Below are 11652 nucleotides of genomic sequence, written 5' to 3'. Positions count from 1 at the left end.
GGGGCGGGCGGCGGCAGGGCCGCGGCGGCGGGCGGCGCGATCCGGGTGAAGTCGCGGGAGGCGCGCTGGTCGGCGGCGGCCCGGTCGGCGACGGCCTCGCGTACCTCCAGGTGTGCCGGGCCGGTCTCGCCGACGCCTGCCACGCCGATCAGGCCGAGGCAGCAGGTGACGCCGGTGGCAACAGCGATCCGGCCGGGTACGGTCCGGGCCGGGCCGCGTCGCGGCGGTTCCGGGGCGCGGTGACGCCCCACTCTCCGTTCGGCTGATGCCGGGTCAATCGTTCGGCGAACCGGGCGGTTGGCGGGCAGCGGCTGATGATCGGAGTCGTCGGGATGCACCCGCCGAGGCTAGAAAGCTTCCGGGCCTTTGCCATCGGGGTGATTGGTGGCATGCGCCACAATCTGCCGGATTCGCGGGCCGCATTAGGGGTGCTGGATCATGAAAGCCGCTAAGGTCGTGTACCCGGAAGAATGCCTATGTCGGTTTCGACGGTGCGAAACGGACGTCGGGCCGAGCCGGTGGCGGCGTACCCCCGGCTCCTCCGTTCGACGGAGGGTGCCCTGGTCGGACGGCTTGCGCGCGGCGGCGGTCCACCGACCCGCCGGGATCGACGCCTCGCGATCGGACGCTCCGCACGTGCGCCTTGTGGATCATGGCGAGGCCGCCGCGCGGCGGCCCGGGCGCTCGATACGATTCCCACGGTGACGGAGCGGATGGTCGACGAGCGCCCGAGCGGCCCCCGCAGCCGGCGCGGCACGCTCGTCGTCGTCTGCGCCGTGCTGCTCGCGCTGCTGCTCGCCGGGCACCGGCTGGTGCCCAACGTGCACGGCCTGGGCAGCCTGGTGGACAGCGTCACCCCGCTGCTCGGGATCGCCGTACCGCTGCTCGCGCTGGCGGCGCTGCTGCGCCGCTCCCGGCCCGCGCTGCTGGCGGTGCTGCTGCCGGCCCTGATCTGGGCCGGGCTGTACGGACGCGCCTGGCTGCCCCCGGCCGCCGGCGCGGACGGCGCCACGGTCCGGGTGGTCAGCCAGAACCTGCGCGTGAGCAACCCCGACCCGGCCGCCACCGTCGGCGCGCTCACCGGCGACGCCCCGGACCTGATCGGCCTTCAGGAGGTCGCCGACGGCGGCCGGGTGGCGCCGGTGCTGGCCGAGCGCTACCCGCACCGGGCGGTCGTGTCGACAGTGGCGCTGTGGAGCCGGTGGCCGATCCGCGAGGCGCACGGCGTGGACACCGGGCTGGGCTGGGACCGCGCGCTGCGGGCCGTCGTGGCCGCGCCCCGGGGCGACCTGACCGTGTACGTGGTCCACCTCGGCTCCGCCCGGGCCGGGCACACCGCCACCCGGGACCAGACCGTCGCCGCGCTGGCCGACGCCGTGCGTGCCGACCCGGCCGACCGGCTGGTGGTGCTCGGCGACCTGAACACCGCCACCACCGACCGGGTCTTCGACCCGCTGACCCGGCTGCTCGGCGACGCGCAGGCCGAGGCCGGGCAGGGATTCGGCTTCACCTGGCCGGCGGAGCTACCCGTCACCCGCCCGGACCATGTCCTCTACCGGGGACTCACGCCGACCACCGCCGGAGTGCTGCGCACCCCGGACAGCGACCACCGCGCCGTGACCGCCGGCTTCCGCTGGTGAACGCTCAGTGCCGGCCGTTCTCCGCCGGGGTCACGGTGAGCCGGTGCCGGCTCGGGTCGCCGCTGGAGAACGGCCACAGCCGGTCCGCGTACGCGACCAGGTCGGCCAGCTGATCCCGGGTCAGTCCCGCCGAGGAGATCTCGGCGTGCACGTCGGCCCGGTAGCGGCCGTCGTCGTCGCGGCCCAGTTTCGCCTCGGCGGTCACCTGCACGGTGTGCGCCTCGTCGGTGATCTCCCCGGCCGCCTCCACCGCCGCGTGGTGCAGGCAGGAGGCGAACGCCGCGGCCAGGAGCTGCTCCGGCGTCAGGCCGGTGCAGTGCGGCGCCAGCGGGGACGCCAGGGCGGAGGAGAGCCCGCCGTCGTCGGTGCGTACGTGACCGCCCGCCGCGGTCGCCGTGGCCGTCTCGGCCAGCCAGGAACTCGGATCCGGCATCGCGTTCCTCCCGTCACTCACCGGACCGCGTTCCCGGACCCGCAGCGGCGAAACCGTGCCCGGGCGGGTAGTAGGAGCGCTCAGCCGACCCGGCCGCTGGTCGCGGCGTCGACGGCCATCGCCTCGGTGGCCTCGGCGGCGGCCCGGCTGGTCCACGGCGACACCTGCGGTTCGCGCTGCCGGGGCAGCGCCGCGGTCATCGGCACGTAGATCCGGGCGTCCACCGCCTCGGCCAGCAGCAGCGCGGCCATCGGGCTGGTCGGCCTGGCGGACGGGTCGGCGTCGAGGCAGCGCCGGCACAGCTCGGCCACCTCGCCCGGCAGGCCCGGCACCTCGGGCAGCGGGCGGGGCGGTCGGCGGCGGCGCGACCCGAGCAGCTGGGTGGTGCTGCCGGCCTCGTACGGCAACTCGCCGGTGAGGCAGTAGTACAGCAGCACGCCGAGCGCGTACATGTCGGCGGCCGGGGTGGCCGGCTGCCGGTCGAGCTGCTCCGGCGCCAGGTACGCCGGGGTGCCCACCACCACGCCGTCCGGAGTGTGGTCCGGTGCCCCGGCCGGGGTGGCGATGCCGAAGTCGAGCACCTTCACCCCGCACGGGGTGAGGATCACGTTCGCGGGCTTCACGTCCCGGTGCACGATGCCGTGCGCGTGCGCGGCGGCCAGCGCGGCGCACACCTCGGCGCAGACCCGGACCGCGATCCGCCAGTCCAGCGGCCCGCTGCGCAGGTGCGCGGCGAGCGTCTCGCCCTCGGCCAGCTCCATCACGATGTACGGCACCGGCCGCCCGTCCGGCAGCGTCGCGGTGCCGAAGTCGTGCACGCTGGCGACGTTCGGGTGCACCAGCCGCGCCGCCGAGCGCGCCTCGGCCCGGATCCGGTCCACCGAGCCGGCGTCGCCGTCGAGCGCGGGCGAGATGAGCTTCACCGCGACGGTCCGGTCCAGCACGCGGTCGTGCGCGCGCCACACCTCCGACATGCCACCCAGGCCGGCCCGCTGTTCGAGCTCGTACCGCCCGCCCAGCGTCCGCATCGCCCACTCCTCGCCTCGTCCGGTGCCCTCCGGTCCCGCTACCCGGCCCCGGAGCTGTGCAAACCGCCGAGGGGCGGCGCCGCGGCGGGGTAGCTTCGCGGCGGGGGCGTCGAGGAACGGGGGGGGCAGCGGTGGCCGTGGTGCGCGTACGGTTCGTCGGCGGACCGGCCGACGAGCTGACCCGGGAGCTGCCGGCCGGGCCGGACGGCGCGCCGCCGCCCCGGTGGGTGCTGCGTCATCCGGAGGAACCGGCCGAGGGGACCGCCGACCACCTCTACGAACGCGACGACCACGCGTCGCCCGGCGGCTGGACGATGCGGTACGTGCACACGTTCCCGTTCGGCGCGACCGAGTGAGGCCCCGGAGCGGCCGGGCGCGCCGCGTCAGGCCGGCCGGACGCCGGTGGTGCCGAGGATGACCGAGGCGACCAGTTCCGGATCGTCGTGCATCGGCACGTGCCCGCAGCCGGGCAGGTCCAGGTGCCGCGCGGCGGGCAGCCGGGTACGCGCCAGCGCCGCCTGCCGGTAGGGCAGGATCCGGTCCCGCGTACCCCAGGCCACGGTGACCGGCACTGTCGGCGCGCCCGCGTAGGCGTACCCCCGTCCGGCGCGGGCGACGGCGCGGAACGCCCGCGCCTGGCGCAGCGCGCGGGCGTCGGCGAGCGCGTCGTCGAGGGCCATCCGGTTCGGCCGGGCCAGGATCATGCCCATCGCCAGCATCCGCAGCGCGGGCGCGGCGAACAGGCGGCGCAGCACCGGTTCGGGCAGCCGGGCCGCGTTGCGGTGCAGGGACAGCACGGTCAGCGCCCAGCGCAGCTCACGCGCGGTGCAGAACCCGGCCGGCGACAGCGCGGTGGCCGACGAGACCGCGCCGAGCGCGGCCAGCTCCAGCGCGATCGCCCCGCCCAGGCTGTTGCCCGCGACGTGCGGGCGTTCCAGCCCGAACGCGGCGAACAGCTCGACCATGGCCACGGCCAGGCCGGGCATGTCGGCGGGCAGCCCGGCGGCGGGCACCGGGGAGCGGCCGAAGCCCGGCAGGTCGACGGCTATCACGTCGTGCGCCTCGGCGAGGCGGTCCAGCACCGGCCGCCAGGCACCGCCGTGGTGGCCGATGCCGTGCAGCAGCACCAGCGTCGGCCCGGCGCCCCGCCGCTCGTACACGACGTCCACCGGCGCGGTCACGGCCGCCCCTGCGGCGTGCTGGCGCCGAAGCCCCGGCCCAGCGCCCGGGACTGCTCCTCGATCAGCGGGACGGTGGCCCGTGCGGTGCGGCCCACCAGCCGGTCGGCCAGCGGGCTGACCAGCACCGATCGCATCGCCTGCACGCCGGCCACGGCGCGTGGCACGTACACCCGGCGGCTGCGCCGCTCGATCGCCCGGACGAACGCCTCGGCGCACTCGGCCACCGTCGTGGTGCGCCGCAGCGGCCAGGGCAGCTTCGCCAGCGCCGTGGAGAAGGCCGGCAGGTCGGCGCGCGCCTCGCGGACCAGGTCGGTGTCCACCCACGACGGATGGGCGGTGCCGACCGCCACGCCCCGGTGCGCCAGTTCGAGGCGGATCGCGTTGCCGAACTGCTCGACGCCCGCCTTCGACGCGCAGTAGGCGGCCATGCCGGGCAGCGCGGCGAACGCCGCGGCCGAGGAGACGATCAGCAGGTAGCCGCCCCGGTCCACGAGCGCCGGCACGGTCGCCGCCGCCGTGCGCATCACCCCGATCAGGTTGACCTCGACGGTACGCACCAGCGCCTCGACGTCGCCGACGGCGATCGTGCCGCGGTTGGCGACCCCGGCGTTCGCGACCACCGCGTCGATCCCGCCCAGCGCCGTCCGCGTACCGTCCACCGCCGACGCGAGGGCGTCCTGGTCGGTGACGTCGGCGGCGAACCAGGCGTGCCCCGGCCCCAGCTCGGCGGCGAGCGCGGCGAGCCGGTCGGGTTCCAGCCCGACGAGGGACAACCGGGCGCCGCGGGCCGCGGCGAGGCGGGCGGTGTGCTCGCCGATGCCCCGGGCCGCGCCGGTCACCAGCACCACCTTGCCGGCCAGTCGGCCGGAAAAACGACCGTCGATGGACATGCCGGGAAGTTACCACCGGGTAGCCCGGGTGCGGAAGACCTCGCCGGGCCTGCCCGGAACGGCACCGTACGGCGCGCACAGCTGGTACACAGGATCGGGACAGCCCGGCGACAGCGGGTCCGCCCACGATGGGGGCATGGTCATGAACGCGCAGTCCGCGCAGGGCCGCATCGAGCTGCGCCGACCGGACGGCGAACCGGTGCGGGTGCTCGTCGTCGACGACGAGCCGACGCTCACCGACCTGCTCTCGATGGCCCTGCGGTACGAGGGCTGGCAGGTCGCCACCGCCGGCAGCGGCATGGCGGCGGTCACCACCGCCCGCCAGTTCCGCCCGGACGCCGTGGTGCTCGACGTGATGCTGCCCGACCTGGACGGATTCCAGGTGCTGCGCCGCCTGCGCGAGGAGTCCCCGAGCGTGCCGGTGCTGTTCCTCACCGCCCGCGACGCCGTGGAGGAACGCGTCGCCGGGCTCACCGTCGGCGGCGACGACTACGTCACCAAGCCGTTCAGCCTGGAGGAGGTGATCGCCCGGCTGCGCGCGCTGCTGCGCCGCTCCGGCTTCGCGGTCGCCGCCCGCCAGGAGGCGGTGCTCACCGTCGGCGACCTCACCCTCGACGAGGACAGTCACGAGGTACGCCGCGGCGACGACCTGATCACGCTCACCGCCACCGAGTTCGAGCTGCTGCGCTACCTCATGCGCAACCCGCGCCGGGTGCTCAGCAAGGCGCAGATCCTCGACCGGGTGTGGAACTACGACTTCGGCGGCCAGGCCAACGTGGTCGAGCTGTACATCTCGTACCTGCGCAAGAAGATCGACGCGGGCCGCGCGCCCATGATCCACACATTGCGCGGGGCGGGTTATGTCCTCAAGCCCGCCGAGTGACAGCCGTGGCCGGCTGCGCCGCCGCCTGGCCGGCTGGTCGCTGCGCCGCCGGCTCGTGCTCTCCGTGGTGGCGCTGCTCGCGCTGGTCAGCCTCGGCATCGGCGGCCTGACCACAGTGGCGCTGCGGCACTTCCTGATCGACCAGATCGACAACCAGCTCACCTTCGGCGACCGGCGGCCCGCCGACTTCGAACGCTGGGCCCGGCGCGGCATCGACCCGCCGCGCCCGGACCAGCGGCCCACCCCGCCGGACTCCGACGAGGTCGCGCCGGACCCCCCGGGCGGCTTCCCGCCGGGCTCCGTCGCGGTCCGGGTGCCCGCCGCCGCCGAACCCGTCGGCCGGGTCCGGTCCGAGAGCGGCGGCAGCGAGGAGGTGCCCGCCGCCGACCTGACCGCGCTGGCCCGCGTACCCGTCGGCGACCGCCCGCGCACCGTCGTCGTCGGGGACCGGGGGGACTACCGCGCGGTCGCGCTGCCCTCGCCGCGCGGCGACGGCGACGTGCTGGTCCTCGCGATCCCGCTGGCCCAGGTGGACGACACAGTCATGTGGATGATCGTCGCGCAGGCCGGGGTGATCGGCGCCGGCCTGGTCATCGCCGGCGCCCTCGGTCTGCTCATCGTCCGGGTCACGCTGCGCCCGCTCAACCGCGTCGCCGCCACCGCCGCCCGGGTCACCGAACTGCCGCTCGACCGTGGCGAGGTCGCCCTGTCCGTGCGGGTACCGGCCGCCGACACCGACCCCCGCACCGAGGTCGGGCAGGTCGGCGGCGCGCTCAACCGGATGCTCGGCCACGTCGCCGCCGCGCTCGCCGCCCGGCAGGCCAGCGAGACCCGGGTACGCCAGTTCGTCGCCGACGCCAGCCACGAGCTGCGCACCCCCCTGGCCGCCATCCGCGGGTACGCCGAGGTGGCCCGCCGCGGCCGCCAGGAGGTGCCGCCCGACGTGGCGCACGCGCTGCGCCGCGTCGAGTCGGAGAGCACCCGGATGACCAGCCTCGTCGACGACCTGCTGCTGCTGGCCCGGCTGGACTCCGGCCGTCCGCTGGCCGCCGAACCGGTCGACCTGACCGCCATGGCCGTGAACGCGGTCAGCGACGCGCACGTCGCCGGGCCCGACCACCGCTGGCAACTCGACCTGCCCGACGAGCCGCTCACCGTCACCGGCGACGCCCACCGGCTGCACCAGGTGCTGGCGAACCTGCTCGCGAACGCGCGGGTGCACACCCCGGCCGGCACCACAGTCACGGTCCGGCTCGCACCAGCGCCCGACGGCGTCGAACTCCGCGTCACCGACGACGGACCGGGCATCCCGGAGCAGTTGCAGCCGGAGGTCTTCGAGCGGTTCGCGCGCGGCGACACCTCCCGCTCCCGCGCGCAGGGCAGCACCGGCCTGGGACTGGCCATCGTCGCCGCCGTGGTGGAGGCGCACCACGGCCGGGTCGACGTGGTCAGCCGGCCCGGCCACACCGCGTTCGCGGTCTGGCTGCCGGGATCCACAGCCGACGCATAGGCCGTTCACGGGAGCGGGTCAGCGGGCCCGCCGAGTCTTGCCGGCATGAACCGAACCGACAGCCTGCCGACCGTGCCCACGGCCGCGCCACCCGGCACCGAGCCGGCCCCCGCGCCCGTACCCCTGGAGACCCGCACCGGCCGCGACCCGCGCTGGGCCCGGCCGGCCCTGCTCGGCCTGCTGGTCGTGACCGCGCTGCTCTACCTGTGGGGTCTGGGCGCCTCCGGCTGGGCCAACGCGTTCTACTCGGCCGCCGTGCAGGCCGGGTCGCAGAGCTGGACGGCGTTCTTCTACGGCTCCTCGGACGCGGCCAACTCCATCACAGTGGACAAGACCCCCGCCTCGCTGTGGCTGATGGCGCTCTCGGTGCGCATCTTCGGCCTGAGCGGCTGGTCGATCCTCGTGCCGCAGGCGCTGCTCGGCGTCGCCTCGGTCGGCGTGCTGTACGCGACAGTCCGCCGCTGGTACGGCCCGGCCGCCGGACTGCTCGCCGGCGCGGTCCTCGCGCTCACCCCGGTGGCGACGCTGATGTTCCGGTTCAACAACCCGGACGCGCTGCTGGTGTTCCTGCTCGTCGCCGCCGCGTACGCCACGGTGCGCGCGGTCGAGACGGCGAGCACCCGGTGGATCGCGCTGACCGGCGTGCTCGTCGGCTTGGGCTTCCTCACCAAGATGCTCCAGGCGTTCCTGGTGATCCCGGTCTTCGCCGGGGTCTACCTGCTGGCCGCGCCGACCGGTCTCGGACGGCGGATCCGCCGGCTGCTGCTCGCCGGGCTCGCCGTGGTCGTCTCCGCCGGCTGGTGGGTGGCGATCGTCGAGCTGGTGCCGGCGAGCGCCCGCCCCTACATCGGCGGCTCGCAGAACAACAGCATCCTGGAGCTGACGCTCGGCTACAACGGCCTGGGCCGCATCACCGGCGACGAGGTGGGCAGCGTCGGTGGCGGCGGTGGCGGCCGCCCCGGTGGAGGAGGCGGCGGACCGTTCTCCGGCCAGACCGGGCTGCTACGGATGTTCGACACCGAGGTCGGCGGGCAGATCTCCTGGCTGCTGCCGGCCGCGCTGATCCTGCTGGTGGCGGGGCTGTGGCTGGCCGGGCGGGCGCCGCGTACCGACCGCACCCGGGCCGGTCTGCTGCTCTGGGGCGGCTGGCTGCTGGTCACCGGACTGATCTTCAGCTTCATGTCCGGGATCTTCCACGCGTACTACACGGTCGCCCTGGCCCCGGCGGTCGGCGCGCTGGTCGGCATCGGCGTCACGCTGCTGTGGCGGGCCCGCTCGGCACCGGTCAGGTGGCGCCGGACCGCCGCCACGCTGGTCCTGGCCGGCGCGCTGGCGGTCACCGCCTGGTGGTCCTGGCACCTGCTCGGCCGCACCCCCGACTGGCACCCCTGGCTGCGCCCCACAGTCCTGGCCGTCGGCCTGACCACCGCAGCCCTCCTGGCCGTCTCGGCGTTCCTCACCCGCCCCCACCGAACCGCCCGGCCCTCCCCGGTGATCAAGGAGTTTGTGTCCGGAAGTGGCGTTCAGGGTGACACGAACTCCTTGATCAACCCCGAGGCGGGGGAGACGGCGGGGGAGAGGGCCGGGGTTGCCGGGCGGGTGGTGCGGTGGGTGGTGCCGGTGGTGTCGGTCGCCGGGATCGCGGTGGCGCTGGCCGGGCCGGCCGCGTACGCGATGCAGACCGCTGCCACCCCGCACAGCGGCTCGATCCCGAGCGCCGGGCCGGCCGGCGCGGGTGGCTTCGGTGGCCCCGGCGGACCGGGCGGGCGGATGCCGGGCGGCGCGAACGGGCAGTTGCCCGGTGGTCCGGGCGGCGGGAACGGGCAGTTCCCGGGCTTCCCGGGTGGCCCGAACAGCACCGGCTCCAACGGCACCGGTCCGGACGGCGGCACCGCGCCGGGTGGCATCCCGGGTCAGGGCGGCTTCCCGGGGCAGGGCGGCTTCCCCTGGCAGTACGGCGGGACCGGGCAGGAAGGGCGGGGGCAGCGCGGCGGTGGCATGGGCGGGCTGCTCGACGCCCGCGAGCCGAGCGCCGAGATGACCGCGCTGCTCACCGCCGACGCCGACGACTACACCTGGGTCGCCGCGACTGTCGGCTCGAACAACGCCTCCGGCTACCAGCTGGCGACCGGCCGGCCGGTCATGCCGATCGGCGGGTTCAACGGCAGTGACCCGTCGCCGACGCTCGCCCAGTTCCAGCGGTACGTCGCCGACGGGCGGATCCACTACTTCCTCGGTGGCGGCGGGTTCCGGGCCGACGGCGGCAGCAACGCCTCGGCCGAGATCGCCGCGTGGGTCGCGGAGAACTTCACCGCGACCACCGTCGACGGCGTGACCGTGTACGACCTGAGCAGCGGAAAGCAGGGCTGAGCGATGACTGACACGTACGCGCCCCGGGCCGCCGTGCAGGCCCGGCCCGCCGCCGGCAGCGCGGTGCTCGACGTGGTGGTCCCGGTCTACAACGAGGAGGCCGACCTCGGCCCCTGCGTCCGGCGGCTGCACGCGCACCTGACCGCGCACTTCCCGTACCCGTTCCGGATCACGGTGGCCGACAACGCCAGCGTGGACGGCACCCCGGCGGTGGCCCGGGCGCTCGCCGACGAGCTGCCCGAGGTGGGGGTGCTGCGCCTGGACGAGAAGGGCCGCGGCCGGGCGCTGCGGGCCGCGTGGTCGGCCTCACCGGCACCGGTGCTCGCGTACATGGACGTGGACCTGTCCACCGACCTGGCCGCGCTGCTGCCGCTTGTCGCGCCGCTCATCTCCGGGCACTCGGACCTGGCCATCGGCACCCGGCTGGCCCGCACCAGCCGGGTGGTCCGGGGCGCCAAGCGGGAGGTCATCTCGCGCGGCTACAACCTGCTGCTGCGCGGTGCGCTCGCGGCGCGTTTCTCCGACGCCCAGTGCGGGTTCAAGGCGATCCGCGCCGACGTGGCCGCCGAGCTGCTGCCGCTGGTGCGCGACACCGGCTGGTTCTTCGACACCGAGCTGCTGGTCCTGGCGCAGCGGGCCGGGCTGCGCATCCACGAGGTGCCGGTGGACTGGGTGGACGACCCGGACAGCCGGGTCGACATCGTCGCCACCGCGCTGGCCGACCTGCGCGGCATCGGGCGGCTGGGCCGGGCGCTGGTGACCGGGGCGCTGCCGCTGGCACAGTTGCGCGCCCAGCTCGGCCGGGGGCCGTTGCCGGCACCGCCGGCGCAGGTGCCGATCGGGCTGCCGCGCCAGCTCGCCCGGTTCGCCGCGGTGGGCGTGGCGAGCACGCTCGCGTACCTGCTGTTGTTCCTGCTGGCCCGCGGCCCGCTCGGGGCGCAACCGGCGAACCTGCTGGCGCTGCTGCTCACCGCGGTCGCGAACACGGCGGCCAACCGGCGGCTCACGTTCGGCGTCGCCGGGCGCCGGCACGCCGGCCGGCACCACCTCCAGGGGCTGCTCGCGTTCGCGCTCGGCCTGGCCCTGACCAGCGGCTCCCTCGCCGCGCTGCACGCCACCACCACCCCGAACCGCGCCCTGGAGCTGACCGTCCTGGTGACGGCCAACCTGGCCGCCACGGCCCTGCGCTTCCTCCTGCTCCGCCTGGCCATGCACCACCGCCCCTGACCCCCACCGCCCCGACCCCTCCCCGTCGATCATGAGGTTGGCGGCGCGACACGCCGGGCCACGGCACCGTCAACTTCATGATCGACGGGGAGGGTGGCAGGGTTGGGGTGTGTACCGGGAGTGGGGAGCGCCGGGAATCGCGGGCGCGGTTCTGTGGCGCAGCGTCTCCGGTGAGGGCGAGACGCGGGTGCTGCCGGACGGGTGCCTCGACCTGCTCTGGTCCAGCCGGTCCGGGCTGCTGGTGGCGGGTCCGGACCGGACCGCGCACCTGTCGCGGTCGGCGCCGGGGGACCGGTGGATCGGGCTGCGCCTGCCACCGGGAACCGGCCCGGCCGTGTTCGGGGTGCCGGCCGAGGAACTGCGGGACTGCCGCGTACCGCTGGCCGACCTGTGGGGCAGCGCCGCCGCCGAGGTGACCGAGCGGGTCGAGGCGGCGCTGGCCGCGCCGGGCGACGAGGCGGCCGGGGTGCTCACCCGGGTCGCCCGCGAC

Annotated in this window: 11 protein-coding genes and 1 pseudogene; 7 read left to right on the top strand and 5 right to left on the bottom strand. The window is 75.8% G+C overall.

Annotation, left to right across the window (positions count from 1 at the left end; genetic code table 11):
* Nucleotides 1–251 (bottom strand): annotated as a pseudogene (locus AC2CHG_RS26200) (hypothetical protein); the annotation flags it as partial.
* A 450-nt stretch (nt 252–701) separates the two neighbouring features.
* On the opposite strand from AC2CHG_RS26200, the gene AC2CHG_RS26195 reads away from it, so the two are divergent.
* Nucleotides 702–1640, top strand: a complete 939-nt coding sequence (locus AC2CHG_RS26195; protein ID WP_262015519.1) for an endonuclease/exonuclease/phosphatase family protein — start codon at nt 702–704, stop codon at nt 1638–1640.
* A 4-nt stretch (nt 1641–1644) separates the two neighbouring features.
* On the opposite strand, the gene AC2CHG_RS26190 is transcribed toward AC2CHG_RS26195, so the two are convergent.
* Both AC2CHG_RS26190 and AC2CHG_RS26185 read right to left on the bottom strand, forming a co-directional pair.
* Nucleotides 1645–2073: an OsmC family protein gene (locus AC2CHG_RS26190; RefSeq protein WP_013285994.1), complete on the bottom strand. Its 429-nt coding sequence runs from the start codon at nt 2071–2073 to the stop codon at nt 1645–1647.
* Between the two features lie 80 nt (nt 2074–2153).
* Nucleotides 2154–3101 (bottom strand): serine/threonine-protein kinase, encoded by a 948-nt coding sequence (locus AC2CHG_RS26185; protein ID WP_262015520.1) that lies wholly within the window; start codon nt 3099–3101, stop codon nt 2154–2156.
* A gap of 140 nt (nt 3102–3241) precedes the next feature.
* On the opposite strand from AC2CHG_RS26185, the gene AC2CHG_RS26180 reads away from it, so the two are divergent.
* Nucleotides 3242–3457: a hypothetical protein gene (locus AC2CHG_RS26180; protein ID WP_262015521.1), complete on the top strand. Its 216-nt coding sequence runs from the start codon at nt 3242–3244 to the stop codon at nt 3455–3457.
* A 27-nt stretch (nt 3458–3484) separates the two neighbouring features.
* Here AC2CHG_RS26180 and AC2CHG_RS26175 read toward each other — a convergent pair whose 3' ends face one another.
* Nucleotides 3485–4282, bottom strand: coding sequence for an alpha/beta fold hydrolase (locus AC2CHG_RS26175; RefSeq protein WP_194801677.1), 798 nt, complete (start codon nt 4280–4282; stop codon nt 3485–3487).
* Complete coding sequence (locus AC2CHG_RS26170; protein WP_262015522.1) at nt 4279–5172, bottom strand: SDR family oxidoreductase; 894 nt, start codon at nt 5170–5172, stop codon at nt 4279–4281. Before AC2CHG_RS26170 ends, AC2CHG_RS26175 begins: the two co-directional genes overlap by 4 nt.
* Nucleotides 5173–5308: 136 nt before the next feature.
* Between AC2CHG_RS26170 and AC2CHG_RS26165 the strand changes: the two genes are divergently transcribed.
* From AC2CHG_RS26165 to AC2CHG_RS26145, 5 genes are all read left to right on the top strand, one after another.
* Entirely contained in the window at nt 5309–6055 is a 747-nt protein-coding gene (locus tag AC2CHG_RS26165; protein WP_402805650.1) for a response regulator transcription factor, read from the top strand.
* Nucleotides 6033–7565, top strand: coding sequence for a sensor histidine kinase (locus AC2CHG_RS26160; protein ID WP_484525790.1), 1533 nt, complete (start codon nt 6033–6035; stop codon nt 7563–7565). Before AC2CHG_RS26165 ends, AC2CHG_RS26160 begins: the two co-directional genes overlap by 23 nt.
* Before the next feature lie 45 nt (nt 7566–7610).
* Complete coding sequence (locus tag AC2CHG_RS26155; RefSeq protein ID WP_484525789.1) at nt 7611–9935, top strand: ArnT family glycosyltransferase; 2325 nt, start codon at nt 7611–7613, stop codon at nt 9933–9935.
* 3 nt (nt 9936–9938) lie between these two features.
* On the top strand, nt 9939–11162 hold the full coding sequence (locus AC2CHG_RS26150) for a dolichyl-phosphate beta-glucosyltransferase (RefSeq protein ID WP_366620737.1): 1224 nt from the start codon (nt 9939–9941) through the stop codon (nt 11160–11162).
* 109 nt (nt 11163–11271) lie between these two features.
* The coding region (locus AC2CHG_RS26145) for a DUF6597 domain-containing transcriptional factor (protein WP_484525788.1) at nt 11272–11652 on the top strand (381 nt) is incomplete at its 3' end.

The sequence above is a fragment of the Micromonospora sp. ATLC20 genome, assembly GCF_057196585.1.
This window is presented reverse-complemented; position numbering and strand designations above follow the sequence as displayed.

Coding starts and splice junctions, on each gene's coding strand:
- AC2CHG_RS26165 (WP_402805650.1), top strand. CDS start 5,309: ATGGTCATGAACGCGCAGTCCGCGCAGGGCCGCATCGAGCTGCGCCGA.
- AC2CHG_RS26170 (WP_262015522.1), bottom strand. CDS start 5,172: ATGTCCATCGACGGTCGTTTTTCCGGCCGACTGGCCGGCAAGGTGGTG.
- AC2CHG_RS26160 (WP_484525790.1), top strand. CDS start 6,033: ATGTCCTCAAGCCCGCCGAGTGACAGCCGTGGCCGGCTGCGCCGCCGC.
- AC2CHG_RS26155 (WP_484525789.1), top strand. CDS start 7,611: ATGAACCGAACCGACAGCCTGCCGACCGTGCCCACGGCCGCGCCACCC.
- AC2CHG_RS26150 (WP_366620737.1), top strand. CDS start 9,939: ATGACTGACACGTACGCGCCCCGGGCCGCCGTGCAGGCCCGGCCCGCC.
- AC2CHG_RS26185 (WP_262015520.1), bottom strand. CDS start 3,101: ATGCGGACGCTGGGCGGGCGGTACGAGCTCGAACAGCGGGCCGGCCTG.
- AC2CHG_RS26190 (WP_013285994.1), bottom strand. CDS start 2,073: ATGCCGGATCCGAGTTCCTGGCTGGCCGAGACGGCCACGGCGACCGCG.